The sequence below is a fragment of the Serratia nematodiphila DZ0503SBS1 genome (assembly GCF_000738675.1).
Lineage (GTDB): Bacteria > Pseudomonadota > Gammaproteobacteria > Enterobacterales > Enterobacteriaceae > Serratia > Serratia nematodiphila.
Genome location: NZ_JPUX01000001.1, coordinates 4,099,552 through 4,125,099, shown reverse-complemented (window position 1 = coordinate 4,125,099; position 25,548 = coordinate 4,099,552). Strand labels below are relative to the sequence as shown.

The window sequence follows — 25,548 nt, the reverse complement described above, 5'->3', positions numbered from 1 at the left end:
AGTTTTTTCTATCCCTAGTGTCATATTTTTCCCTCCCTGGAGGACAAACGTGTCTAAGCGTCGAGTAGTTGTGACCGGACTGGGCATGTTGTCTCCTGTCGGCAATACGGTAGAGTCCACGTGGAACGCTCTTCTTGCCGGTCAGAGTGGCATCAGCCTGATCGACCATTTCGATACCACTGCCTATGCGACCAAGTTTGCTGGCCTGGTAAAGAATTTTAATTCTGAGGATTTCATCTCTCGCAAAGATGCGCGCAAGATGGACGCCTTTATCCAGTACGGTATCGCTGCCGGCATGCAAGCCATGCAGGATGCAGGTCTGGACATCACCGAGGCTAACGCCAGCCGCATTGGAGCCGCGATCGGTTCCGGCATCGGCGGCCTGGGTTTGATTGAAGAAAACCACAGTTCACTGGTTAACGGTGGCCCACGGAAAATCAGTCCGTTCTTCGTGCCTTCCACCATTGTGAATATGATTGCAGGTCACCTGACAATCATGTACGGCATGCGTGGCCCAAGCATTTCCATCGCCACCGCCTGTACTTCAGGTGTGCACAATATCGGCCATGCGGCGCGCATCATTGCCTACAATGATGCGGACGTGATGCTGGCCGGTGGGGCAGAGAAAGCCAGCACCCCATTGGGCGTCGGCGGCTTTGGCGCAGCGCGCGCCCTGTCCACCCGTAATGACAATCCGCAGGCGGCGAGCCGTCCGTGGGATAAAGACCGCGACGGCTTCGTGCTGGGCGACGGCGCCGGCATGATGGTGCTCGAAGAGTACGAACACGCGAAAAAACGCGGCGCGAAAATCTACGCCGAGGTGGTTGGCTTTGGGATGAGCAGCGATGCTTATCACATGACGTCGCCACCGGAAAACGGCGCAGGCGCTGCGCTGGCGATGGAAAATGCCCTGCTTGACGCCGGTGTGACCCCGTCACAAATCGGTTACATCAATGCGCACGGCACCTCTACGCCGGCGGGCGACCAGGCGGAAGCGCAGGCGGTGAAATCCGTGTTCGGCGCCGATGCAGAGCGTGTGCTGGTGAGCTCGACCAAATCGATGACCGGCCACCTGTTGGGGGCGGCAGGCGCGATCGAGTCCATCTTCACCGTGCTGGCGCTGCGCGATCAGGCGGTACCGCCAACCATCAACCTGGATAACCCGGATGAAGGTTGCGATCTGGACTTCGTGCCTCACGAAGCGCGCCAGGTCAGCGATATGGAGTACACCCTGTGTAACTCCTTCGGCTTCGGCGGCACCAACGGCTCGCTGATCTTCCGCCGAGTGTAACTCGCGCTGTCGAACGCTGATGAAAGCCCGGTTTTTTAACCGGGCTTTTTTACGCCTGGCGTCCGGCCGTCAGCAGGGCTGCGTATTGCCTCGCCGCCTGCTATTCTGCGAGCGTAATGAAATAACCCGGCAACAGGAGGAAGCATGTACTGGATTAACGGACAACGCCACGACGCGCTGGCGCCGAGTGATCGCGGCCTGCAGTTCGGCGATGGCTGTTTTACGACTGCCCGGGTTATCGACGGTAAAATCGAGCTTTTGCCCTGGCATCTGGAGCGGCTGAAGCAAGCGGCGCAGAGGCTGATGCTGCCCGCCACCGATTGGGCGGCGTTCGAGCGCGAGATGGCGCTGGCGGCCGAATCAATTCCGCTCGGCGTGGTCAAAGCGATACTGACGCGCGGCAGCGGTGGGCGGGGTTACAGCCCGACCGGGTGCGAGAACCCGACGCGCATTGTTGCCCGCAGCAGCTACCCTGCGCACTATTTGCAGTGGCGCGAGCAGGGCATTACGCTTGCGCTCAGCCCGGTGGCGCTGGCGCGCAATCCGCTGCTGGCGGGGTTGAAGCATTTGAACCGCCTGGAGCAGGTGCTGATCCGCGCGCATCTTGACCAGACGGGCGCCGACGAGGCGCTGGTGCTTGACACTGCCGGTATGCTGGTGGAATGCTGTGCGGCTAATTTGTTCTGGCGTAAGGGAAAAGCGGTATTTACCCCGGATCTGAGCCAGGCGGGCGTCGCGGGCCTGATGCGGCGGCGAGTGATCGCGCTGCTGGCGGGCTCGGAATACCGTCTGCATTGCGTCAGTGAACCGCTGGAGACGCTGGCCGATGCCGACGAAGTTCTGGTGAGCAATGCACTGATGCCGTTGCTGCCGGTAAACGCTGCACAATCATGGCGTTATGCTTCGCGTCAGCTGTATGATTTTTTGCGTCCACACTGTTAACCATGGCTAATTGATGAAGAAAAGAAAGCTGAAGGTCCTGTCTGTTATTGTTGTTCTGGCATTGGCGCTGCTGTTTTGGGGCTATCAGAAGATCGAACGCTTTGCCGATACGCCGCTGGCCATCCAGCAAGAGACCATCTTCAAACTGCCGGCCGGCACTGGCCGGGTAGCGCTCGAAGGGTTACTGGTGCGCGACAAATTGGTGCACAATGGCCGCTGGTTCCAGTGGCTGCTGAAGCTGGAGCCGGAGCTGGCGGAATTTAAAGCCGGTACCTACCGGTTCACGCCGGGCATGACGGTGCGTCAGATGCTGAAACTGTTGGCCAGCGGCAAAGAGGCACAGTTCACCGCACGCTTTATCGAAGGCTCACGCCTGCGTGACTGGCAGCAGGTGTTGCAGCAGTCCAAATACCTGAAACACACCCTGGCGGGCAAGAGCGAAGCGGAGATCGCCGCTGCGCTCGGCATTCCTGCGGGCGAAACCCCGGAAGGGCATTTGTACCCGGATACCTATCAGTATACCGCCGGCATGAGCGACATCGCGCTGCTCAAACGCGCGCACGTGCGCATGAACAAAGCGCTGCAGGCCGCCTGGGCCGGCCGCGACACCAGCCTGCCGTACAAAACGCCGGAGGAGCTGCTGACCATGGCTTCGATCGTCGAGAAAGAGACCGCGGTCCCGGAAGAGCGCAGCAAGGTGGCGTCGGTGTTCGTCAACCGCTTGCGCATCGGCATGCGTCTGCAGACCGATCCGACGGTGATCTACGGCATGGGCGAAAGCTATAATGGCAGCATCACGCGCAAGGATCTGGAGACGCCGACGCCTTACAACACCTATGTGATCGCCGGCCTGCCGCCAACGCCGATCGCCATGCCGGGTGAGGCCTCGTTGCAGGCGGCCGCCAATCCGGCCAAAACGCCATATCTCTATTTTGTCGCCGACGGCAAGGGTGGGCATACCTTCACCACCAATCTGGCGAGCCATAACCAGGCGGTGCGCGTGTACCGTCAGGCGTTAAAGGAAAAGAATGAAAAGTAAATTCGTTGTTATCGAAGGGCTGGAAGGCGCGGGCAAGACCACCGCGCGCGATACGGTGGTCAATGTGTTGCGCGAACACGGCGTCAGCGACATCGTCTTCACCCGTGAACCCGGCGGCACGCCGCTGGCGGAGAAACTGCGCGATCTGTTCAAGCGCGGCATCGACGGCGAATTGCCGACCATCAAGGCCGAAGTATTGATGCTGTACGCCGCGCGCGTGCAGCTGGTGGAAACCGTGATTAAACCGGCTCTGGCGCGCGGCGCCTGGGTGGTGGGCGATCGCCACGATCTCTCTTCACAGGCTTACCAGGGCGGTGGCCGTGGCGTAGATCCGCAGCTGATGGCCTCGCTGCGCGACACCGTGCTGGGGGATTTCCGCCCGGATCTGACGGTTTATCTCGATCTGCCGCCGCTGGTCGGCCTGCAACGCGCACAGGCGCGCGGCCAGCTGGATCGCATTGAACAGGAGGCGCTGCCGTTCTTCGAACGCACCCGCGCGCGCTATCTCGAGCTGGCGGCGCAGGATGAAACCATCGTCACCGTTAACGCTGCCCAGCCGCTGGAGCAGGTGACGGCGGCGATCCGCGACTGCGTCGGCCACTGGTTGCGGCAGCAGGAAGGCGCATAATGAACTGGTATCCGTGGCTGAATGGCCCTTATCGCCAGCTGATTGGGCAGTACGCCGAGGGGCGCGGCCATCATGCGCTGCTGCTGCACGCGGCGCCGGGCAACGGTGACGATGCGCTGACCTATGGCCTGAGCCGTTGGTTGATCTGTCAGCAGCGCAACGGTGAAAAAAGCTGCGGCGAGTGTCACAGCTGTCGGCTGATGCTGGCGGGCAACCACCCGGATTATCACGTGCTGGCGCCGGAAAAGGGCAAGAGCAGCCTGGGCATCGAACCGATTCGCCAGGTGATTGAAACGCTGTATGCCCATGCGCAGCAGGGCGGCGCCAAGGTGATTTGGCTGCCGCAGGCGGAACAGCTGACCGAGGCGGCGGCCAACGCGCTGCTTAAAACGCTGGAAGAGCCGCCGGAGAAAACCTATTTCCTGCTGGGTTGCCGTGAGCCGTCGCGGCTGATGGCGACGCTGCGCAGCCGCTGCCTGTACTGGCATTTGGCCAGCCCGGAGGAGCAGCTCAGCCTGCAGTGGCTGGGCCGACAGGCGGCCGGCTCTCAGACGGACCGCCTCACGGCGCTGCGCCTGCACGACGGCGCGCCGCTGGCCGCCGAACAGCTGTTGCAGCCACAGCAGTGGCAGCAGCGCAGCGCGCTGTGTGCCGCGTTGAGCGCCGCGCTGCCGCAGCGCGATATGCTGTCGCTGCTGCCGGTGCTGAACCATGAAGACGTCGCTGAGCGCCTGCACTGGCTGTGCGCGCTGCTGGTGGACGCCATGAAGTGGCAGCAAGGCGCGCATCACTATGTATTGAATCAGGATCAGCAACCGCTGGTGCATCAGCTGGCCAGCCTGCTGAGCAGCGCCTCGCTGCAGCAGATCGTGCAGCAGTGGCTGAACTGCCGTCACCAGCTGCTCAGCGTGGTGGGCGTTAACCGCGAGCTGCTGCTGACCGAACAGTTACTTCGCTGGGAACAGATGCTCGGCGCCGCCGGCTATTCCCACCCTCACTCGCTGTAAAGTTAAAGAGTTAAAAATTATGTTGTTAGTCGATTCTCATTGCCACCTTGACAGTCTGGATTATCAGACGCTGCACCAGAATGTGGACGACGCGCTGGCCAAGGCCAAAGCGCGCGACGTCGGCTATGTGCTGGCGGTCGCCACCACGTTGCCGGGCTACCGTTCCATGACCGAACTGATCGGCGAGCGTAACGACGTGGCCTTCTCGTGCGGGGTGCATCCGCTCAATCTGGAAGAGGGCTATGATTACGCCGAGCTGCGTCGCCTGGCGGCGGCGGAGCAGGTGGTGGCGCTGGGGGAGACCGGGCTCGATTACTTCTACCAGAAGGATAACCTTGAGCTGCAACAGGACTCTTTCCGCGAGCATATCCGTATCGGCCGGGATCTGAACAAGCCGGTGATCGTCCACACCCGCGACGCGCGCGCGGACACGTTGGCGATCCTGCGTGAAGAGAATGCACAGGACTGCGGCGGCGTGCTGCACTGCTTCACCGAAGATCTGGCCACGGCCGAAGCCTTGCTGGATCTGGGCTTCTACATCTCTTTCTCCGGCATCGTGACCTTCCGCAATGCTGAACAGCTGCGCGAAGTGGCACGTTACGTGCCGCTGGATCGCATTCTGGTGGAAACCGACTCGCCTTACCTGGCGCCGGTGCCGCATCGCGGCAAAGAAAACCAACCCGCCTATGTGCGCGATGTGGCTGAATACATGGCGGTATTGAAGGGCGTTAGCCTGGAACAGCTGGCCGAAGCCACCACCGCCAACTTTTCACGCTTATTTCACCTCGATCTGTGATCTTTGACCTAGGCTATAGCTGTAGGTCATTGTCTGCGTAATTTTTTTTAAGCTCGTAATTAATCACTGAAACGGGTAAGGTTCCCTCCCGTTTCAAGGTGGTAGGTGCGCGTTTTTTGCTCTCTTTTGCCAAAAAAACGCCGGTTTATGCAAAGTTGCCGCGGCTCGATCATCGAAACGTGATTGTCATCAAACATTGCGCAGGCTATTTATTTTACTCTGCGTAATAAATTCAAGGGGTGCTCAGACACCCTGAATTGCAGGGGTTTTTCTCCCCCCCTTGCAGCGCGACGTATCGCGACAAGAAGTAGCAAAGCATTATTACTCAGGAGCACACTCAACTATGTTCAAGAACGCATTTGCAAACCTGCAAAAAGTAGGTAAATCGCTCATGCTGCCGGTGTCCGTGTTGCCTATCGCAGGTATCCTGCTGGGCGTCGGCTCCGCCAACTTTAGCTGGCTACCTGCGGTAGTCTCCCACGTGATGGCGGAAGCGGGCGGTTCGGTCTTCGCCAACATGCCGCTGATTTTCGCCATCGGCGTCGCCTTGGGCTTCACCAACAACGACGGCGTTTCCGCGCTGGCGGCGGTGGTGGCCTACGGCATCATGGTGAAAACCATGGCGGTGGTTGCGCCGCTGGTGCTGCACCTGCCGGCTGAAGAGATTGCGGCCAAACACCTGGCGGATACCGGCGTGCTCGGGGGGATTATCTCCGGCGCCATCGCGGCCTATATGTTCAACCGCTTCTTCCGCATTCAACTGCCGGAATACCTGGGCTTCTTTGCCGGTAAGCGTTTCGTGCCGATCATTTCCGGTCTGGCGGCGATCGTTCTGGGCGTAGTGCTGTCCTTCATCTGGCCGCCGATCGGTACGGCTATCCAGACCTTCTCGCAGTGGGCGGCTTACCAGAACCCGGTCGTGGCCTTCGGCATCTACGGCGTGGTTGAGCGTGCTCTGGTGCCGTTCGGTCTGCACCACATCTGGAACGTACCGTTCCAGATGCAAATCGGTGAATTCACCAACGCGGCGGGCCAGGTGTTCCACGGCGACATCCCTCGCTATATGGCGGGTGACCCAACCGCGGGCAAACTGTCCGGCGGCTTCCTGTTCAAAATGTACGGTCTGCCTGCTGCGGCCATCGCCATCTGGCACTCGGCCAAGCCGGAAAACCGCGCTAAAGTCGGCGGCATCATGATCTCCGCCGCGCTGACCTCGTTCCTGACCGGTATCACCGAGCCGATCGAGTTCTCCTTCATGTTCGTCGCGCCGATCCTGTACGTGATCCACGCTATCCTGGCCGGTCTGGCGTTCCCAATCTGCATCCTGTTGGGCATGCGTGACGGCACCAGCTTCTCGCACGGCCTGATCGACTTTATCGTACTGAGCGGCAATAGCAGCAAAATCTGGCTGTTCCCAATCGTCGGCATCGTCTACGGTCTGGTGTACTACACCATCTTCCGCGTGCTGATCGCCAAGCTGGATCTGAAAACGCCGGGCCGTGAAGACACCGCTGCCGAGCAGTCTGCGCAGGGCGGTTCCGAAATGTCCGCGGCGCTGGTTCAGGCCTTCGGCGGCAAAGAAAACATCACTAACCTGGATGCTTGCATCACCCGTCTGCGCGTCAGCGTGGCCGACGTGTCCAAAGTTGACCAGGCGGGCCTGAAGAAACTGGGCGCAGCCGGCGTAGTCGTCGCTGGCTCCGGCGTGCAGGCCATCTTCGGCACCAAGTCCGACAACCTGAAAACCGATATGGACGAATACATCCGTAATCACTGATTCAGGCAGGGGAGTTACCAAGGGAGGCGAAAGCCTCCCTTTTTTATTGCCTGTCGTCAGGCGCCAAGGCGCTGTTCGAGCTCGGCGAGAGAAGGGAGGAACCAGACCTGTTCGCCGCGATTGGCTTCGCGCACGAAGTTTTGCAGCGCGCAGCTTTGCGCCAGCCAGGGGGAGATATCGCCCAGCAGCGCCACGCGCAGGCGGTAGTTGATGAATTTCTGCAATACGGCGCCGGCCATGCCGCTCCTCAGCTGGAAGAAGGCGGCGTCGAGGCGGCTGACGGGGAGGGCAATCATCCCGGCCTCGTGTTCAAAGGCGGGCGCGATAAACAGGCTGACGTCGTTTTCGCTTTTCAACATCGGCCCGGCTTCGGCGAATACCACCAGGCGCTGATCGTAGACTTGCTGCACGGCGTAGCTCATCGGTGCTCCGGGAGTCAGGGTTTGGCGTGCTTTTGCAGGTAATGCTCGAACACCGCCAGCGTTTCGTCCGAGATATGGTGTTCAATCCCTTCGCTGTCCAGCTCGGCGGTTTCGCTCGGCACCCCGAGGCACATCAGCAGATCGACCACGATGCGGTGACGGCGGCGCACCTTCTGCGCCAGCTGTTCGCCTTCCTCGGTTAAAAACACCCCGCGATAAGGGCGCGACTCCACCAGCCCGGCGCTTTTGAGCCGCGCGATATTTTTGATCGCCGTCGGGTGAGACACGCCGAAGCGGCGCGCGATATCGGTGGTTCTGGCTTCACGGGTGCTTTGCAGCAAATCAGCGATCAGCTCAACGTAATCTTCGATCAGCGCATTGGACTGCGCTTCGCGGGCGCGGCTAAAACGCAGGGCGTGCTCGGCCTCGTCCGGCATGTCGGTCTGGGCGTGGCGGTCGGCGTTATCTGGCGCGCGGGTAACCATAGCGTGGGGCGTCCTGTAAGCATAAAAATGGCGTCTCCCGGCAATGCGGGAGGGTTGCCCTAAGTTAGTCCAAATAGCACACATTATCAATTCGATGCCATGCATTGTGGTAGTTAGAAATATCTCTACACAAAGCCCATTAATTTCGCCTGTTGCATAAAGTGTAGCCGATGCTACATTGTCAGCATGAACGGTGGAAAAATAACCAGTAAAAGATTAAGGGTACTTCATGCGAGACGCGGCAACCCCCTCATCGTTAACCGAACGGACCAACATCGCGATTGGCGCCGCCCTTGCCGGACGCAAGCGCGGTGCCTTCACGCCGTTGCTGTTCGCCGGCCCGGCGGTGATTGCCTCTATCGCCTATATGGATCCCGGTAATTTCGCCACCAACATTCAGGCCGGGGCGAAATACGGCTACAGCCTGCTGTGGGTGGTGGTGATGGCCAACCTGATCGCCATGCTGTTTCAGGCGCTGTCGGCCAAACTGGGCATCGTCACCAACCGCAATCTGGCGGAAATGTGCCGCGACCAGTTTTCACGGCCGGTGGTGATCGGCATGTGGCTGCTCAGCGAAGTGGCGGCGATGGCCACCGATCTGGCGGAGTTTCTCGGCGGGGCGATCGCGCTGGCGCTGCTGTTCCACATGCCGCTGCTGGCGGGGATGGGGGTGACGGCGGTGATCACTTATGCGCTGTTGATGGTGGAAAAGAAAGGTTTCCGCCCGGTCGAGCTGATGATTGGCGGCCTGGTGGGCATCATTGCGCTGTGCTACCTGGTGGAGATGTTCATCGTGCCGGTGGACTGGCAGGCGGCCGGCCTCGGCATGGTGACGCCGCAGTTGCCGGATGCCCAGGCGCTGACCATCGCCGTCGGCATTATCGGCGCCACCGTGATGCCGCACGCCATTTTCCTGCACTCGGGATTGACTCAGCACCGCAGCCCGGCCAGCGACAACGGCGAGCGGCGCAAGCTGCTGCGTTTTTCCAATATTGAAGTGGTGATCGCGCTGGCGCTTGCCGGGCTGGTGAATATTGCGATGGTGATCATGGCCTCGAGCGCCTTCCACGCCGGTAACAGCGACGTGGCCGAAATCGGCACCGCCTACCATACCCTGACGCCGCTGTTCGGCGCGGCGGCGGCCGGCATCTTCCTGGCTTCGCTGATCGCCTCCGGCATTTCCAGCTCGGTGGTGGGCACCATGGCCGGGCAAATGATCATGCAGGGCTTCGTCGGCTTCCGCATCCCGGTGTGGGTGCGCCGCCTGGTGACCATGGTGCCAGCGTTTATCGTGGTGGCGATGGGCGTCAACGCCACCGACGCGCTGGTCTACAGTCAGGTGATATTGAGCCTGGCGCTGCCGGCGCCGATGATCGCGCTGGTGATGTTCACCCGCCGCCGCGACATCATGGGCGAGTTCGCCAACGGCCGCTGGACCAGTCTGGCGGCGGTGGTCGGCACGGTGGTGATCGTGCTGCTCAACGTGGTGTTGCTGCTGCAGACTTTCGGCGTCGACATCCCTGGATTGGGGTGATCTTGCGGGCCGCGCGGGGCGCGGCCGCGTCGCTAAATTATAAATTCCCCACGCCGCCGTCCATTTGCAGCTCGGCGCCAACCATAAAGGCCGACTCGTCCGCCGCCAGAAACACTGCCGCTTTGGCCAGCTCCAGCGCGCTGCCCATGCGGCCGATCGGCACCAGCGCGCGGATATCGTCGCGCAAGGCCCGCTCGTCCGCTTCCGCCAACCCCAGTTTACCCAATGCCGGGGTTTCGGTCGGGCCGGGGCTGAGGCCATTAACGCGAATGCCGCGCGCGTGCAGCTCGCCGGAGAGCGTTCTGGCCAGCGATAACAAACCGGCTTTGCTGGCGGCGTAGGCGCTGCTCTGCGGCAGGCCGATATGGGCGCTGACCGAACCGCACAGGATCACCGAAGAAGGGTTGGCCAGCAGCGGCAGCAGCGCCTGGATCAGAAAGAACGGCCCCTTCAGGTTGATGTCCATCAGCCGCTGATAGCTTTGCTCATCCCACTCCTGCAGCGGGCGATGCGTGACGTCGCCGGCGTTAACGTACAGCACGTCCAGCCGCGGCCACCGCTGCTCCAACTGCTGCGCCAGCGCGCGCTGCTGTGGGATGTCGCCGGCGTCGCTCAGCAGCAACAGCGCCTTGTCCGCCAATGCCTGGCCCGCCGCGTCCAGGGCGCGTTGGCTGCGGCCGGTGATCGCAACCAAAGCGCCCTCGGCGATGAACTGGCGAGCGGTTTCCAGCCCGATGCCGCTGGTGCCGCCGGTAATCAATGCGTATTTGCCTTGCAGTCGTGACATAACCGATTCCTCTTTAGCGTCTGTTGCGGCATTATTTGCGCTATAGTTCCTTTTGCATAGTAGGCACCTTTTGGATACTAATAGACGAGGAGGGATGAAATGACGGCGCAAGCGCCCTTAGCGGCGGAAAATAATTTGGCGGCGTTGCCGACGGCGGGCGAACCCTGCCCGATGGTGGACTTCGTCAATCTGGTGTCGGGCAAATGGGCGATACCGATCTTGTACCGGCTGATCATGATCGACGGCCCGGTGCGATTCAGCGAGCTGCAGCGGGCGGTGGCGCCCATTGCGCAGAAGGAGCTGACGCGCCAGCTGCGGCTGTTCGAACAGCGCGGCCTGGTGACGCGGCAGGTGTTTCCCGAAGTGCCGCCGCGGGTGGAGTATCAGGTCACCGCGCTGGGCAAATCGCTGCGGCCAACGCTGGACTCGCTGGCCGAGTGGATGCGTCGGCATGCGCCGCAGCTGATCGGCGGCTAGTCGCCGATGCCCGGCGGGTTGATGGTTGAACGCTCGACCTTTTCGTCGCCTTCGCCCCAGCGTTCCAGCACCTGCGCATATTCGCCGTTGACGATCGCGCCATTGATCGCGGCGTTGACGGCGTTCACCAGCCCGTTGCCTTTTTTGGTGGTGACCGCGACATAGGCCACGCTGGGGCCGATGCCGACCATTTTGGTTTTGCCGGTCAGCGCCGCCTTGTAGGCGCCGGTGGAGTGGGGGCCGAAGAACGCATCGGCGCGCCCGGACTGAATGCTCAGGTTGGTGGCGGCGTCGTCGGTCACGTAGATCGGCTGTACCGGCGGCAGCCCGGCGGCGCGATTTTGCTTATCCCATCCCAGCAGAATGTTTTCCTGATTGGTGCCGGATCCGACGATGATCCGCAGACCGGCGACGTCCTGCGGCCGGTTGATCGCGGTGATGTGGCTGGTGGATTTGACGTAAAAGCCCAGCGTATCCACCCGGTAGGTGGCGAAGTCGAATTTGGTTTTACGCTGTTTGGTGACGGCGATGTTGAAGATTGCCGCATCGTATTTGCCCGTGCTGATGCCAAGCGGCCAATCTTCCCAGGAGGTGGGCACCAGATTCAGCTCCAGTCCGAGGCTATCGGCCACCAGGCGGGCGATGTCCGGATCGCTGCCGATCAGCGTTTTATTGTCTTCGGCGAACAGCGCCAGCGGCGGGGAGTTCTCGAATGCCACCGCCACCGTCAGCTTGCCTGGCACCGCGAAGTGAAAGTTCGCCGGGATCAGCGCGATAGCGGCGGGATTCTTCTCTGCGTGTATCGGCTGTCGGTTAGCCTGCAGGTCGATACCGCCCGACGGGGCCGCCTGCACGGCGGCGCTCAGCAACAGCGCGCACAGCGCTGAAATTCTCGGTAACATAACGCCCTCTATCCTTTGTTAATCATGGAGTTACTATTGGCGGCGGCGCGGGGCAAGTAAAGCAACAATAGTGAATAACCAAAGTGAAAAGATGCACAAGTGGGGGGCCGGGCTGCGCGAATCTGCAGCACTCGACGTGGAAAGTGCGCAATCAGGTTGAAAGCAGTAGAATTTGTCACTCATACTGCGTACAGCTAATTGTGTAAAACAAGGAACGCCAGATGGCCGAAGAAACGATTTTCAGTAAAATTATCCGCCGCGAAATCCCTGCTGATGTGGTTTACCAGGATGAACTGGTGACCGCTTTCCGTGACATCTCCCCCCAGGCGCCCACCCATGTGCTGATCGTTCCCAACGTGCTGATCCCAACCGTCAACGACGTGACCGTGGAGCACGAAGCCGCGCTGGGTCGCATGATCACCGCCGCGGCGAAAATCGCCGAACAGGAAGGCATCGCCGAGGACGGCTACCGCCTGATCGTCAACTGCAACCGCCACGCCGGTCAGGAGGTCTATCATATTCATATGCACCTGGTCGGTGGCCGCTCGCTGGGGCCGCTGCTGTCACGTTAAGCGAGGAAATCATGCGCGGTAAAAAAACTCTGCGTGGTCTGATGGCGTTGGCGCTGCCCGCCGCATTGTTGATGGGATGCAGCTCACCGCCCGGCATCGCGGTCAACCAAGGGCAGACGGTGGTGATGGATCCCTCGGTGCTGACCGCCGGTATTCTGGCCGACACGCCCTCTATTTCGAACGCTTCCGGGCGGGTGATGGCAACCTCGGTGCTCAATAACAGTCAGCCGACGCCGGTCACCGTACATTACCGTTTCTATTGGTACGACGCGCAGGGGCTGGATATTCGCCCCTTCGAGAAACCGCGTGAGATCGTGGTGGCGCCCGACTCGGACGCCAAAATCTACTCGATTAACGGCAATCTGGACGCTAAAAGCGCGCGTCTGTATCTGTACCTATAAGCGCTTGCCAGGTTTGGAGAAAAAGCATGAAAAAGTACGTCTTAGTGGCGCTGGCCGCATTAACCCTGAGCGGCTGTCTGTCGCGCCCGCCTGAGCCGGAACAACCGTTGCCGCCGGTCACCGTCGAGCCGGATCAGCCGACGCCGCCGATCGAGCAGCCGCAGCCGCCAACTACCGAGCCAGTGCCGCAGCCACCGAAAATCCAGCAGCTCGACTGGCTGGGCAGCGTTCAACCGCTGGTGGGGCAGATGTTGAAGGCCGATGGCGTCACGGCCGGCAGCGTGCTGCTGCTGGACAGCGTCAAGAACAACACCAACGGCTCGCTGCAGATGGGCAAAGCCACCGCGGCACTGTATAAGGCGTTGGCGTCGAACTCCACTTTCAGCGTGGTGCCGGAAGCGAAGCTGACCAGCGCCCGACAAACGCTGGGCCTGTCGGCGGATGACAGCTTCGGCTCGCGCAGTAAGGCGATTGGCCTGGCGCGCATCGTCGGCGCGCAGTACGTGTTGTACAGCGATGTCAGCGGCGACGTGAAGTCACCGGCGCTGGATATGCAGCTGATGCTGGTGCAAACCGGCGAGATCGTCTGGTCGGGCAATGGCGCCGTTAAACGCTGAGGCCGCACTGCGACGATTGATGGAAACCAGACTGCCGGCGGTGAATACCGCCGGTTGTCATTTCAGCCCGGTGCAGGGGCTGACCGGCGAGAGCTGGCGCATCGACGGTTCGGGCGTCACGCTGCTGGCGCGGCAACATAGCGCGGAGAAACGCGCGCTGGGCGTGAGCAGGCGGCGGGAAGCGCAGGTTCTGCGTCGCTGTGCGCCGGGGCTGGGGCCACGGGTTTTCGCACGGAATAATCAGTGGCTTATCCTCGAATGGCTTGAAGGTGACGTCGTCACAAATGCCGAATTTGACGCGCTGAATCAGCGCGGCGAGCTGGCGGCGATGGTGGCGACGCTGCATCGGCGGCCGCTCAGCGGTTACCGGCTGGATCTGCGGCGGCAATTCCTCCGCTACTGGCAGCTGCTGGATACGCGGCGTTTAACCCCCGCCTGGCTGCGCCTGCAGCGTCATTTTTTACGCAGCGCCTTGCCACGGCCGCTGCGCCTGGCGCCGCTGCACATGGATATCCATCCGGGCAATCTGCTCACCACGGGCGAAGAGCTGCGGCTGATCGACTGGGAGTATGCCGCCGACGGCGACATAGCGCTGGATATCGCCGCGTTGTTTCGCAGCAACGGCTGGTCGGCCGAACAGCAGCAGCGCTTTTTGCAGCACTACGCGCATCAGGGCTATCGCGACGTCGCCCGGTTGCAGGCGCAGGTGCGCCGTTGGCTGCCGTGGGTGGATTATCTGATGCTGCTGTGGTTTGAAGTGCGCTGGCAGCAGAGCGGCGACGTTGAATTTTTGCGCTGGGGCGCTGCGGTGCGCCGGCGATTCTGTTTATCATCATCCGAATTCTGAACGAACAAAATGAAGTGAGGTGCCCGTGGGCCCAGTAATGCTAGATGTCGCCGGCTACGAGCTGGATGCAGAGGAACGCGAGATTTTGAAACACCCGCTGGTTGGCGGATTGATCCTGTTTACCCGTAACTTCCACGATGCGGAGCAACTGCGTGAGCTGGTGCGCCAGATCCGCGCCGCCTCGCACGATCGGCTGGTGGTGGCGGTAGACCAAGAGGGCGGGCGTGTGCAGCGCTTCCGCGAGGGTTTCACCCGTTTGCCGGCGGCGCAGTCGTTCGCCGCGTTGCACGATGCGCAGGAAGGCGGCCGTCTGGCGCAGGAGGCCGGCTGGCTGATGGCGGCGGAGATGATCGCGCAGGATATCGACATCAGCTTCGCGCCGGTGCTGGACATCGGCCACGGCAGCGCGGCGATCGGCGAGCGTTCGTTCCACAGCGATCCGCCGCAGGCGCTGGCGATGGCGGAGCGCTTTATCCTCGGCATGCACAGCGCCGGCATGAAAACCACCGGTAAACACTTCCCGGGGCACGGCGCCGTCAGCGCCGATTCGCACAAGGAAACCCCGCGCGATCCGCGGCCGCTGGCGCAGATCCGCGAGCACGACATGGCGATCTTCCGCGAGCTGATCAACCGCCAGCTGCTGGACGCCGTCATGCCGGCCCACGTCATCTATACTGAAGCGGACCCGCGTCCGGCCAGCGGCTCGCCTTACTGGCTGCAGCAGATCCTGCGTCAGGAGCTGGGCTTCGACGGCGTGATCTTCTCCGACGATCTGTCGATGGAAGGCGCCGCCATCATGGGCAGCTACGCCGAGCGCGGCCAGGCGGCGCTGGATGCCGGATGCGACATGATCCTGGTGTGCAACAACCGCGCCGGTGCGGTCAGCGTGTTGGATAACCTGTCCCCGGTCAAAGCAGAGAAGGTGAAGCGGTTATATCATCGCGGTCAGTTCACCCGTCAGGAACTGCGCGACTCCGAGCGCTGGCAGCAGGCGCACAAGGCGCTCAGCGCGTTGAGCGAGCGTTGGGAGGAGCACAAGCAGCGTTCGCAAGGGTGAATCCAGGTGCCGCATCGCGGCGCAGAGCGGAAATGATGAGGGCCGCGCCCGCGGCTCTTGGCTTGTTGCGAGGATCCACATGATTATCTATTTGCACGGCTTCGATTCCACCAGTCCCGGCAATCATGAAAAGGTATTACAGCTGCAGTTTATCGATCCGGACGTGCGCTTTATCAGCTACAGCACGCTGCATCCGCGTCACGACATGCAGCATCTGTTGAAGGAGGTGGACAAGGCGGTGCAGCAGGGCGGCGATGCGCACCCGTTGATCTGCGGGGTTGGCCTAGGCGGCTTCTGGGCGGAGCGCATCGGCTTCCTGTGCGGCATTCGCCAGGCGATGTTCAATCCCAACCTGTACCCGGAAGAGCACATGCACGGCAAGATAGACCGGCCGGAAGAGTATCGCGATATCGCCACCAAGTGCGTGGAGGATTTCCGCGAGAAAAACCGCGATCGCTGTCTGGTGGTGCTGTCGCGCCACGACGAGGTGCTGGATAACCGGCGCAGCGCCGAATTGCTGCATCACTACTACGAGATCGTGTGGGATGAACAGCAGACGCACAAGTTCAAAAACATCTCTCCGCATCTGCAGCGGCTCAAGGCGTTCAAGGCGCTGGGTTAACAGTTTCATAACGCTGCCGCGAGCCGCGCGCCCCGTTTTTCACCGGCGGAAAGTGCGGCTTTTTTGTACGCCAAAGCAAGATTCTGTGTGGCAATCGGCAAAATTTAAAACTGTGACTCAGCGCTAACTATTTGAATCACAATCCCCAAAAAATCCCCGCGTCCAGCCTTTAACCAAAAAAATTTGATGTACGTCAATTTTGGTATGACCAAATAACCTCACATGCTATTCTGGCTGCAGAGAGCCGATTTATTTTAAGCGAACCCTATGTATTCTAAGGATATTATTTATTTACCCTGGGATAACAAGTGGTTCACATTTAGGGGGTTATTTTGACAACGCCAAAGAAGAAAATCGTTATTGTTGGCGGCGGCGCCGGTGGTTTGGAGCTGGCGACCAGCCTGGGCCATAAACTTGGCCGCAAGAACAAAGCCGAGATCACGTTGGTGGATCGCAACCACAGCCATTTGTGGAAACCGCTGTTGCACGAAGTGGCGACCGGTTCCCTCGATGACGGCGTAGATGCGCTCAGCTACCTGGCGCACGCGCGCAATCACCATTTCAGCTTCCAGCTGGGGTCGTTGACCAACATCAACCGTGAGACGCAAACGCTGCAGCTGGCGCAGATCTGCGACGAGCAGGGCGGCGAGCTGGTGCCGGCGCGCGAATTGCCGTACGACATTCTGGTGATGGCGCTGGGCAGCACCTCGAACGATTTCGGTACGCCAGGCGTGAAAGAGCACTGCATCTTCCTGGATAACCCCCATCAGGCACGTCGTTTCCACAACGAAATGCTCAACCTGTTCCTGAAGTTCTCGGCGCAGCCGGGGCAAAAAGAGCGGGTCAACATCGCTATCGTCGGCGGCGGCGCCACCGGCGTTGAACTGTCCGCCGAACTGCATAACGCGGTGAAGCAGTTGCACAGCTACGGCTTTGAAGGCTTGGACAACAGCGCGCTCAACGTGACGCTGGTGGAAGCCGGCGAGCGCATCCTGCCGGCGCTGCCGCCGCGTATTTCCGCCGCCGCGCACCAGGAGCTGATCAAACTGGGCGTGCGCGTGCTGACCAACACCATGGTGACCAGCGCCGATGCCAAAGGCCTGAACACCAAGGGCGGCGAGTTCATCGACGCCGATCTGATGGTGTGGGCGGCCGGCATCAAGGCGCCGGACTTTATGAAGGACATCGGCGGCCTGGAAACCAACCGCATCAACCAGCTGGTGGTGGAGCCGACGCTGCAGACCACGCGCGATCCGAACATCTTCGCCATCGGCGACTGCGCTTCCTGTCCGAAAGAGGGCGGCGGTTTCGTGCCGCCGCGCGCGCAGTCGGCGCACCAGATGGCTTCGCGTTGCGCCACCAATATTCTGGCGCTGATGAACGGCCAGACGCTGAAGCCTTACGTGTATAAAGATCACGGCTCGCTGGTGTCGCTGTCGCGCTTCAGCACCGTCGGCAGCCTGATGGGCAACCTGATGCGCGGTTCGATGATGGTGGAAGGGCGCATCGCGCGCTTCGTCTACATCTCGCTGTACCGCATGCATCAGGTCGCGTTGCATGGCTACATCAAAACCGGCCTGATGATGCTGGTGGGCGGCATTAACCGGGTGATCCGTCCGCGTCTGAAGATGCACTGATCCCGCCTTTGTCGACCAACCCGCGCCGGTTCGCCCGCGCGGGTTTTTTTATGGCGGCGCGAGGCGATCGGCGGCGGTTGCTTGATTCTTCAGCATAAGCTGTCGCCGATATGGGTAAAATTCTTAAGATTCCTCCTAAACAACGGGAAAACGGCCGTTTTCCCGCATTTTTGGTCCCCTTGTCTTATTGCGGGCCTTCAGATCATTGTGCAGACTTTACCTCGTTTACAGACGGCGCGTCGCGCACGCCGTAAACCGGGATACCGCCAGCCGCCCATGCGCAAAATAATAAGCGCGGTGCCAGCCGGTAACAGACCCCGGAAAAAATGCGTGGTAACACTTTCAGGAGGTTTCCTGTGAACAAGTCAATGTTAGCCGGTGTTGGAATTGGTATCGCTGCCGCTCTGGGGATTGCCGCGGTAGCCAGCCTGGACGTCTTTTCTGCCGGTCCGCAATATGCGCAGGTGCTCGCCGCCACACCGATTAAAGAAACCATCAAAACGCCGCGTCAGGAATGCCGCAACGTCACCGTCACGCACCGTGCACCGGTGCAGGATGAAAACCGCATCGCCGGTTCTGTGCTGGGCGCAGTGGCGGGCGGCGTGATCGGCCACCAGTTCGGCGGCGGTCGCGGACGCGACGTGGCGACCGTGGTGGGCGCGCTGGGCGGCGGCTACGCCGGCAACCAGGTGCAAGGGGCGATGCAGAACAACGACGTCACCACCAGCGTTCAGCAGCGTTGCAAAACGGTCTACGACAAGTCCCAGAAAATGCTGGGCTATGACGTGACCTACAAGATCGGCAATCAGCAGGGCAAGATCCGCATGGATCACGATCCGGGCACGCAAATTCCGTTGGACAAAAACGGCCAGCTGGTGCTGAACAGAGCCTGATCGCCACATTCGAATTAAACCCGCGGGCAGTGTTAGTTCTGATCGTTTAACCCGGTTAAGCGAGCGGCGTTAACATTGACGCGGGTTTCTGTTTTCTGCCTGCCCAAAAGTTTGCGATCGTTCTAATGTCTGCGTGCGATATCGCTGGGCGAAACTTCAAAAAAGCCCCTGCGTTTGTTATATTATTGTGCAATTAAGCGGTGTTATCGGCGCCAATCGCCACACCGGCCAAACCCGAGTATTTCGTCTCGCAGAGATAACGACATGTTAGATTTTCGCTTTCCGACAGCGTTGCAAATGGTCCTTAGCGTCGCCGTAGCTGAGAAGCAGGGCATGCGTTCGACGAGCGCCACCCTCGCCGCCGCTCTGGAAGCCAACCCCAGCTTTATCCGCAAACTGATGGTGCCGCTGACCAAAGACGGCATCATCGTTTCCACCCTGGGCCGAAACGGCTCTATCCACCTTGGCCGCCCGGCGGAAGAGATCACCCTGCGGGACATCTATCTGGCGGTAATCGACGACAAGCGCATCTGGGCTTCCCGCCCTGAAGTGCCGGCTCGTTGCCTGGTGAGCGCCAACGCCTGCTGGTATTTCAAATCGGTGGTGAACGAGGCCGAGCAGGCTTCGCTCGCGGTGCTGGCGCGCCACACCGTGGCCGACTCGCTGGCCGAGCTGGAGCGGGGCGACAAGCGCGCCTGCGCGGAATACGCCGCCGCGCAAGAGGCTGAAGCCGCCGGTAAATAATGCCGGATGGAGCGCATAAAAAAGGTCGGGCATTGCCCGACCTTTTTGCATTTCAGGATGATGATTACGCCGTCTGCGGCTGCGCTTTGCGCGCCACCAGGCGCCGCAAGGTGACGTAGAACACCGGCGTCAGGAACAGCCCGAACAGGGTGACCCCCAGCATGCCGGAGAACACCGTGATGCCGGTGACGCCGCGCACTTCGGCGCCGGCGCCATGGCCAAGGATCAGCGGGATGGTGCCGGCGATGAAGGCGATGGAGGTCATCACGATCGGCCGCAGCCGCAGGCGGCAGGCCTCCAGCGCCGCTTCGACGATGCCTTTGCCCTGCATTTCCAGTTCGCGGGCGAACTCGACGATCAGAATGGCGTTTTTGCAGGCCAGCCCCATCAGGACGACCAGCCCGACCTGAACGAACACGTTGTTGTCGCCGCCGGTCAGCCACACGCCGAACAGCGCCGACAGCATGGTCATCGGCACGATCAGGATCACCGCCAGCGGCAGCGTCCAGCTTTCGTACAGCGCCGCCAGCGCGAGGAACGCCAGCAGCACCGCGACCGGGAACACCACCAGCGCGGCGTTACCCTGGGTCGATTGCTGGTAACTCAGATCGGTCCACTGGATATTCATGCCGTTCGGCAACAGCTTGCCGGCCATCTGCGTCAGCGCGCCCATCGCCTGGGTAGAGGAGAGCACGCGCGGATCGGCGTCGCCGATCAGATCCGCTGCCGGGAAACCGTTGTAACGGATCACCGGATCCGGGCCGTAGGTAGTGCCGATGCTGACCATACTGCCGATCGGCACCATTTCGCCCTTATCGTTGCGGGTGCGCAGGTTGGCGATGTCTTCCACGCTGTCGCGGAATTGGCCGTCGGCCTGCGCCATCACCTTCCAGGTGCGGCCGTAACGATTGAAGTCGTTAATGTAAGACGAACCGAGGTAGGTCTGCAGCGTGCTGAACAGCGCGTTGAGCGGCACCCCCTGCGCCTTGGCCTTGTCGCGATCGATTTTGGCGTCCAGCTGCGGCACGTTGGCCTGATAGGAGGAGATCGGGAACCCCATGCCCGGCGTTTGCATAATGGCGCCGGACATCGTGTTGATCGCGGTCTGCAGCGCGCCGTAACCCAGCCCTGCGCGATCTTGCACGTACAGCGAATAGCCGGAACCCTGGCCGATGCCGAGGATCGGCGGCGGCATGATCGAGAAGGCGAAGCCTTCCTGGATCTGCGAAATGCGCGCGTTGATCTCGGCGTTGATCTGCGCCGCGGTGCGGGTACGGGTGCTCAATGACTCCAGCGCGAAGAACACCGTGCCGGTATTCGGCGTATTGGTGAACTGCAGCGCGTTCAGGCCGGGGAAGGCCACCGCATCGGTGACGCCGTCCACGCTCAGGCCGATGGCGCTCATCTTGCGGATCACCGCATCGGTGCGTTCCAGCGAGGCGCCTTCCGGCATCTTCACGCCGCCAATCAGATACAGCTTGTCCTGCGTCGGGATAAACCCGCCGGGCACGGTCTTGAACATCACGCCGGCGGCGGCCAGCAGCAGCAGGTAGACGACGAACACTGCGCCGCGCCGGCCCAGCACGCGGGAGACGCCCTGTTGGTAGCGTTGCGAACCGCTGGCGAAGAAGCGGTTGAACGGCCGGAACAGCCAGCCGAACAGCCGGTCGATCAGGCGCGACGGCAGGTCTTTCGGCGCGCCGTGCGGCTTCAGCAAGCGCGCCGCCAGCGCCGGTGACAGGGTCAGCGAGTTGATGGCGGAGATCACCGTCGAGATGGCGATGGTGACGGCGAACTGCTTGTAGAACTGGCCGGTGACGCCGGAAAGGAACGCCATCGGCACGAACACCGCGCACAGCACCACGGCGATGGCGATGATCGGGCCGGAGACCTCGCGCATCGCCTGGTGCGCCGCCGCCAGCGGCGACAGCCCCTCTTCGATATTACGCTCGACGTTTTCCACCACCACGATGGCGTCATCCACCACGATGCCGATCGCCAGCACCAGCCCGAACAGGCTGAGGGTGTTGAGCGAGAAGCCCAGCAGATACAGCGCGGCGAAGGTGCCGACCACGGAGATCGGCACCGCCAGCAGCGGAATGATCGAGGCGCGCCAGGTCTGCAGGAACAGAATGACCACCAGCACCACCAGGATCACCGCTTCCAGCAGGGTATCTACCACCGCGCGGATCGAGTCGCGCACGAATACCGTCGGGTCGTATGGCGACTTCCAGCTCATGCCGTCCGGGAAGCGGGTCGCCAGCTCGGCCATCTTGCCGCGCACCGCGTCCGACAGCTCGATGGCGTTGGCGCCCGGCGACTGGAAGATGCCGATGCCGACCGCATCCTTGTTATTGAGCTGGGCGCGCAGCGCGTAGCTGCCGGAGCCCATTTCGATGCGCGCCACGTCGCGCAGCCGCACGATCTCGCCGTTATCACCGCTCTTGAGAATGATGTTGCCGAACTCTTCTTCGGTTTGCAGGCGCCCCTGGGCGTTGATCGACAGCAGATAGTCGCTGCGCGTCGGCATCGGCTCCGCGCCGAGCTGGCCGGCGGAGACCTGCACGTTCTGCTCCTGCATGGCGCTCACCACGTCGGAGGCGGTCAGCCCGCGCGCGGCGACCTTGTTCGGATCGAGCCAGATGCGCATCGCGTATTCGCCGGCGCCAAAGATCTGCACCTGGCCGACGCCCGGCAGACGGGCCAGCTCATCCTTGACCTTCAGGGTGGCGTAGTTGCGCAGGTACAGCGAGTCGTACTTGCCGGAAGGCGATACCAGATGCACCACCAGCGTCAGCGCCGGAGACTGTTTCTGGGTGGTGATGCCCTGGCGGCGCACGTCTTCCGGCAGGCGCGCTTCGGCCTGCGCCACGCGGTTTTGCACCTGCACCTGCGCCTGATCGGGATCGGTGCCCGGGCGGAAGGTGACGGTGGTCACCAGCACGCTGTCGGAACCGGCGACCGATTTCATGTACATCATGTTTTCGACGCCGTTGATCGCTTCTTCCAGCGGCGTGGCCACCGTTTCAGCGATCTCTTTCGGGTTGGCGCCCGGGTATTCTGCACGCACCTGCACGCTGGGCGGCACCACGTCCGGGTACTCGCTGATCGGCAGCAGCGGGATGGCTATCACCCCGGCGACAAAAATCAGTATCGACAGCACCGCGGCGAAGATCGGCCGGTCGATGAAAAAGCGGGAAAAGTCCATGGGTCAGAAGTCTCTGCTGGGAGCTTAGTTAAGCGTGGAGGCGATAGGGTTCATGGCGACGGCTTTCGCGTCGACCGGCATGCCCGGCATAAACACTTTCTGCATGCCGTCGACGATCACCCGATCGCCGTTTGCCAACCCTTTCTGCACGATGCGCAATCCTTCGGCCATGCGGCCCACGTCAATGTCGCGGCGCTGCGCCTTGCCGTCTTTATCGACGATGTAAACGAACTTGCGGTTCTGGTCGGTCATCACCGCTTTGTCGTCGATCAGCATGGCGTTGAACTCGGCGCTGCCGGGCATCTGTACCCGGGCGAACAGCCCCGGCGTGAAGCGGCGATCGCGGTTGTCGAGCAGGGCGCGCATGCGGATGGTGCCGGTCCCGGCGTTCAGTTGGTTATCGGTGAAGTCCACCAGCCCCTGATGCGGAGTGCCGTCTTCGCCTACCAGGCCGACTTTCACCGGCAGGCGGGCATCGTGCCGGCCTTGCTGCTGATAGCGCAGGAAGGTGGCTTCATCCACGTCGAAATAGACGTAGACCTTGTCGAGCGACACCAGCGTCGTCAGCACGCTGGCGCTGTCGCCGGCGGTGACCAGGTTGCCGGCGGTGATCATCGCGCGGCTGGCGCGCCCGTCAATCGGCGCGGTAACGCGGGTAAAATCGAGATTCAGCTGCGCCATATCGAGCTGGGCCTGCGCCGCCAGCACGTTGCTTTGCGCCTGCGCGGCGGACGACCGGCGCTGCTCCCACACTTCCTGAGAGATGGCCTGAGTGCCGATCAGTTTCTCGGTGCGCGAGGATTCGCTGCGCGCCAGGGCGGCCTGGTTGCGCGCCCGCACCAGCTCTGCCTGCGCCTGTTCGCGCGCGGCGCGGTAGGTGCGATCGTCGATGGTGAACAGCACCTGGCCTTTTTTCACCTCGTCGCCTTCGGTGTAGTTGACCCGCTCGATGTAACCAGAGACCCGTGGGCGCAGTTGCACGCTCTGCACCGCCTCGACGCGGCCGTTGAAGGCATCCCACTGTCTGATCGGCTTGACCACCACGCTGGCGGCGCTGACCACCGGCGGCGGCGGCGGGGCATTGTGCGCGACGCTGTTGTCGCATCCGGCGAGCAGGGCGGCCAGCAGCGCCACCCCGGAGAGCCGCTGACCCAGAGCGACGGCGCGCGTGCGGCCGCCGGCGTTGAACGATGAGTTTGGTTGATTTGCCATTATTTTTATTCCGATAAGTAAGCGCGGTCAGGCCCCATACCCGGCCCTGTTCTCCGGGATTCGCCCCCGCGCCGGCGTGCGGTGAGGGGGCGGCTGCGCCGTGCAGCGGCGCAACGTTAGGTTTTGAAACACATTGGTGTCACATTAATGTATCAATATCGGTTACATTAATTGGGTGGAGTATAGTGGCGGCTTTCCAATAAATGCAATAATAAAAATTGCATTTAAAGCGAAACTGTTGCAACGTATGTGCATCGGGCAGAGGGTGACCCTGCCGAATGATGGGAGCATCTGCATGAACACTACGGGCTTTATTACCGATTTGAAGGCGTGGATCGACAACAATCTGGAAGAGAAACTGGATATCAACACCGTGGCGGACCGCGCGGGCTATTCCAAATGGCATCTGCAGCGCATGTTCAAACGCCAGACCGGCTACGCGCTGGGAGAGTATATCCGCATGCAAAAACTGAAAGTGTCGGCGGAGCGCCTGGCCAACAGCGGCGAGCCTATCGTCAGCGTGGCGATCTCGCTCGGCTTCGACTCACAGCAGTCGTTCAACCGCAGCTTCAAACGCCAATTCGGCCAAACGCCGGGCGACTGGCGCCGCGCGCTGGCGCAGCCGGCATCAATGGGGCGCACGCACCACTGAGCGGTTGGGGGGGATAAAAAAAGCCTGAATTTGCGTTCGGGCTTTTTTGTATGGCGGTGAGGGAGGGATAGATTCGCTGCGCTCACCCTGCGGGCCGCCGTTGGCGGTCCAAAACGCGGGCGTTTTGTCGAACCCTGTCGAGGGTTCTCACCCTCCCGGTCGTTGCGCTATGCATGCAAAAAAGCCTGAACTTTCGCTCAGGCTTTCTCGTTAGAATATGGCGGTGAGGGAGGGATTGATTCGCTGCGCTCACCCTGCGGGCCGCCGTTGGCGGTCCAAAACGCAAGCGTTTTGTCGAACCCTGTCGAGGGTTCTCACCCTCCCGGTCGTTGCGCTATGCATGCAAAAAAGCCTGAACTTTCGCTCAGGCTTTCTCGTTAGAATATGGCGGTGAGGGAGGGATAGATTCGCTGCGCTCACCCTGCGGGTCGCCGTTGGCGGTCCAAAACGCAAGCGTTTTGTCGAACCCTGTCGAGGATTCTCACCCTCCCGAACGGTGCGCTATGCATACAAAAAAGCCTGAACGTGAGTTCAGGCTTCTTCGTAGAATATGGCGGTGAGGGAGGGATTCGAACCCTCGATACACTTTCGCGTATACACACTTTCCAGGCGTGCTCCTTCAGCCACTCGGACACCTCACCATATTTTTTGTTGCGAAATCATCGCTGCAACGGGGCGCTACTATAGGGAGTGGGGCCGATCCGGTCAAGAATAATTTCTGTGTTTTTGTTCGTCCGCTCAAGCCGTGTTCACTTTGCTGAAAACTGCGGCGAACGACAGGGCAGAAGTCATGAAAAGGTGGGAAAATCAGAAGTAAGGTTCGTGGATAACCGGTGGAAATGGGAATTACGGGCGCGGGCTGTGGGCTTGATTCGCTGCGCTCACCCTACGGGCCGCCGTTGGCGGTCCAAAACGCAGGCGTTTTGTCGAACCCTGTCGAGGCTTCTCACCCCTCTCGGCGGTGCATCATGCAAAAAAAGCCTGGACGTTAATCCAGGC

Annotated in this window: 25 protein-coding genes, 1 tRNA gene and 3 other RNA genes; 19 read left to right on the top strand and 10 right to left on the bottom strand. The window is 61.2% G+C overall.

Annotated features, from left to right (window positions below; translation table 11 throughout):
• Positions 1 to 49: 49 nt before the first annotated feature.
• From fabF to ptsG, 7 genes are all read left to right on the top strand, one after another.
• On the top strand, positions 50 to 1,291 hold the full coding sequence (fabF, locus tag JL05_RS19075) for a beta-ketoacyl-ACP synthase II (RefSeq protein WP_033633355.1): 1,242 nt from the start codon (positions 50 to 52) through the stop codon (positions 1,289 to 1,291).
• 144 nt (positions 1,292 to 1,435) lie between these two features.
• On the top strand, positions 1,436 to 2,233 hold the full coding sequence (pabC, locus tag JL05_RS19070; RefSeq protein WP_033633354.1) for an aminodeoxychorismate lyase: 798 nt from the start codon (positions 1,436 to 1,438) through the stop codon (positions 2,231 to 2,233).
• Positions 2,234 to 2,246: 13 nt separating this feature from the next.
• Positions 2,247 to 3,272 carry an endolytic transglycosylase MltG gene (gene mltG, locus JL05_RS19065; RefSeq protein WP_033633353.1) on the top strand — a complete coding sequence of 342 codons (1,026 nt, stop codon included), beginning with the start codon at positions 2,247 to 2,249 and terminating at the stop codon, positions 3,270 to 3,272.
• Positions 3,262 to 3,900 carry a dTMP kinase gene (gene tmk / locus JL05_RS19060; protein WP_033633352.1) on the top strand — a complete coding sequence of 213 codons (639 nt, stop codon included), beginning with the start codon at positions 3,262 to 3,264 and terminating at the stop codon, positions 3,898 to 3,900. Before mltG ends, tmk begins: the two co-directional genes overlap by 11 nt.
• The gene (gene holB, locus JL05_RS19055; RefSeq protein ID WP_033633351.1) at positions 3,900 to 4,907 is read left to right on the top strand and encodes a DNA polymerase III subunit delta'; all 1,008 of its coding nucleotides are present in this window, start codon (positions 3,900 to 3,902) and stop codon (positions 4,905 to 4,907) included. The genes tmk and holB overlap by 1 nt, the downstream gene beginning before the upstream one ends.
• 19 nt (positions 4,908 to 4,926) lie before the next feature.
• Positions 4,927 to 5,703: a metal-dependent hydrolase gene (locus JL05_RS19050; protein WP_033633350.1), complete on the top strand. Its 777-nt coding sequence runs from the start codon at positions 4,927 to 4,929 to the stop codon at positions 5,701 to 5,703.
• A 343-nt stretch (positions 5,704 to 6,046) separates the two neighbouring features.
• Complete coding sequence (gene ptsG / locus JL05_RS19045; protein ID WP_015377458.1) at positions 6,047 to 7,480, top strand: PTS glucose transporter subunit IIBC; 1,434 nt, start codon at positions 6,047 to 6,049, stop codon at positions 7,478 to 7,480.
• A gap of 56 nt (positions 7,481 to 7,536) precedes the next feature.
• On the opposite strand, the gene JL05_RS19040 is transcribed toward ptsG, so the two are convergent.
• Positions 7,537 to 7,902 (bottom strand): DUF4180 domain-containing protein, encoded by a 366-nt coding sequence (locus JL05_RS19040; RefSeq protein WP_033633349.1) that lies wholly within the window; start codon positions 7,900 to 7,902, stop codon positions 7,537 to 7,539.
• A 14-nt stretch (positions 7,903 to 7,916) separates the two neighbouring features.
• Positions 7,917 to 8,387, bottom strand: a complete 471-nt coding sequence (mntR, locus tag JL05_RS19035) for a manganese-binding transcriptional regulator MntR (protein WP_016928182.1) — start codon at positions 8,385 to 8,387, stop codon at positions 7,917 to 7,919.
• 229 nt (positions 8,388 to 8,616) lie between these two features.
• Between mntR and JL05_RS19030 the strand changes: the two genes are divergently transcribed.
• On the top strand, positions 8,617 to 9,921 hold the full coding sequence (locus JL05_RS19030; protein ID WP_033633348.1) for an Nramp family divalent metal transporter: 1,305 nt from the start codon (positions 8,617 to 8,619) through the stop codon (positions 9,919 to 9,921).
• A 37-nt stretch (positions 9,922 to 9,958) separates the two neighbouring features.
• Here the strand turns inward: JL05_RS19030 and JL05_RS19025 are convergent, their stop codons facing one another.
• Positions 9,959 to 10,708 carry an SDR family oxidoreductase gene (locus JL05_RS19025; protein WP_033633347.1) on the bottom strand — a complete coding sequence of 250 codons (750 nt, stop codon included), beginning with the start codon at positions 10,706 to 10,708 and terminating at the stop codon, positions 9,959 to 9,961.
• 99 nt (positions 10,709 to 10,807) lie between these two features.
• On the opposite strand from JL05_RS19025, the gene JL05_RS19020 reads away from it, so the two are divergent.
• Positions 10,808 to 11,185 carry a winged helix-turn-helix transcriptional regulator gene (locus JL05_RS19020; RefSeq protein WP_074469396.1) on the top strand — a complete coding sequence of 126 codons (378 nt, stop codon included), beginning with the start codon at positions 10,808 to 10,810 and terminating at the stop codon, positions 11,183 to 11,185.
• Here JL05_RS19020 and JL05_RS19015 read toward each other — a convergent pair.
• Positions 11,182 to 12,087, bottom strand: coding sequence for an ABC transporter substrate-binding protein (locus tag JL05_RS19015; RefSeq protein ID WP_033633346.1), 906 nt, complete (start codon positions 12,085 to 12,087; stop codon positions 11,182 to 11,184). The genes JL05_RS19020 and JL05_RS19015 overlap by 4 nt on opposite strands.
• A 221-nt stretch (positions 12,088 to 12,308) precedes the next feature.
• Here JL05_RS19015 and hinT point away from each other — a divergent pair, with 221 nt between their 5' ends.
• From hinT to JL05_RS18970, 9 genes are all read left to right on the top strand, one after another.
• Positions 12,309 to 12,659, top strand: a complete 351-nt coding sequence (hinT, locus tag JL05_RS19010; RefSeq protein ID WP_004928776.1) for a purine nucleoside phosphoramidase — start codon at positions 12,309 to 12,311, stop codon at positions 12,657 to 12,659.
• 11 nt (positions 12,660 to 12,670) lie between these two features.
• Positions 12,671 to 13,060: a YcfL family putative periplasmic lipoprotein gene (locus JL05_RS19005; protein WP_015377465.1), complete on the top strand. Its 390-nt coding sequence runs from the start codon at positions 12,671 to 12,673 to the stop codon at positions 13,058 to 13,060.
• A gap of 26 nt (positions 13,061 to 13,086) precedes the next feature.
• Complete coding sequence (lpoB, locus tag JL05_RS19000; RefSeq protein WP_033633345.1) at positions 13,087 to 13,677, top strand: penicillin-binding protein activator LpoB; 591 nt, start codon at positions 13,087 to 13,089, stop codon at positions 13,675 to 13,677.
• The gene (thiK, locus tag JL05_RS18995; RefSeq protein ID WP_033633344.1) at positions 13,658 to 14,524 is read left to right on the top strand and encodes a thiamine kinase; all 867 of its coding nucleotides are present in this window, start codon (positions 13,658 to 13,660) and stop codon (positions 14,522 to 14,524) included. Before lpoB ends, thiK begins: the two co-directional genes overlap by 20 nt.
• Before the next feature lie 37 nt (positions 14,525 to 14,561).
• Positions 14,562 to 15,581, top strand: coding sequence for a beta-N-acetylhexosaminidase (gene nagZ / locus JL05_RS18990; RefSeq protein WP_021504926.1), 1,020 nt, complete (start codon positions 14,562 to 14,564; stop codon positions 15,579 to 15,581).
• 79 nt (positions 15,582 to 15,660) lie between these two features.
• Positions 15,661 to 16,203, top strand: a complete 543-nt coding sequence (gene ycfP / locus JL05_RS18985; RefSeq protein ID WP_015377468.1) for an alpha/beta hydrolase YcfP — start codon at positions 15,661 to 15,663, stop codon at positions 16,201 to 16,203.
• A 332-nt stretch (positions 16,204 to 16,535) separates the two neighbouring features.
• Positions 16,536 to 17,840 carry an NAD(P)/FAD-dependent oxidoreductase gene (locus tag JL05_RS18980; protein ID WP_004928794.1) on the top strand — a complete coding sequence of 435 codons (1,305 nt, stop codon included), beginning with the start codon at positions 16,536 to 16,538 and terminating at the stop codon, positions 17,838 to 17,840.
• A gap of 356 nt (positions 17,841 to 18,196) precedes the next feature.
• Positions 18,197 to 18,733, top strand: a complete 537-nt coding sequence (locus JL05_RS18975; protein ID WP_004928798.1) for a glycine zipper 2TM domain-containing protein — start codon at positions 18,197 to 18,199, stop codon at positions 18,731 to 18,733.
• Between the two features lie 264 nt (positions 18,734 to 18,997).
• Positions 18,998 to 19,477 carry an RrF2 family transcriptional regulator gene (locus JL05_RS18970; protein WP_033633343.1) on the top strand — a complete coding sequence of 160 codons (480 nt, stop codon included), beginning with the start codon at positions 18,998 to 19,000 and terminating at the stop codon, positions 19,475 to 19,477.
• 64 nt (positions 19,478 to 19,541) lie between these two features.
• Here JL05_RS18970 and sdeB read toward each other — a convergent pair whose 3' ends face one another.
• Positions 19,542 to 22,685 (bottom strand): multidrug efflux RND transporter permease subunit SdeB, encoded by a 3,144-nt coding sequence (gene sdeB, locus JL05_RS18965; RefSeq protein ID WP_033633342.1) that lies wholly within the window; start codon positions 22,683 to 22,685, stop codon positions 19,542 to 19,544.
• A 24-nt stretch (positions 22,686 to 22,709) separates the two neighbouring features.
• Positions 22,710 to 23,897 (bottom strand): multidrug efflux RND transporter periplasmic adaptor subunit SdeA, encoded by a 1,188-nt coding sequence (sdeA, locus tag JL05_RS18960; protein WP_033633341.1) that lies wholly within the window; start codon positions 23,895 to 23,897, stop codon positions 22,710 to 22,712.
• A 295-nt stretch (positions 23,898 to 24,192) separates the two neighbouring features.
• Between sdeA and JL05_RS18955 the strand changes: the two genes are divergently transcribed.
• The gene (locus JL05_RS18955) at positions 24,193 to 24,549 is read left to right on the top strand and encodes a helix-turn-helix domain-containing protein (RefSeq protein ID WP_004928813.1); all 357 of its coding nucleotides are present in this window, start codon (positions 24,193 to 24,195) and stop codon (positions 24,547 to 24,549) included.
• Positions 24,550 to 24,600: 51 nt separating this feature from the next.
• Here JL05_RS18955 and JL05_RS24485 read toward each other — a convergent pair.
• From JL05_RS24485 to JL05_RS18950, 4 genes are all read right to left on the bottom strand, one after another.
• Positions 24,601 to 24,720, bottom strand: a non-coding RNA gene (locus JL05_RS24485) — RtT sRNA.
• A gap of 47 nt (positions 24,721 to 24,767) precedes the next feature.
• Positions 24,768 to 24,887, bottom strand: a non-coding RNA gene (locus JL05_RS24480) — RtT sRNA.
• 47 nt (positions 24,888 to 24,934) lie between these two features.
• Positions 24,935 to 25,054, bottom strand: a non-coding RNA gene (locus JL05_RS24475) — RtT sRNA.
• Between the two features lie 46 nt (positions 25,055 to 25,100).
• Positions 25,101 to 25,190: transfer RNA gene (locus tag JL05_RS18950), tRNA-Ser, on the bottom strand.
• Positions 25,191 to 25,548 lie beyond the last annotated feature (358 nt).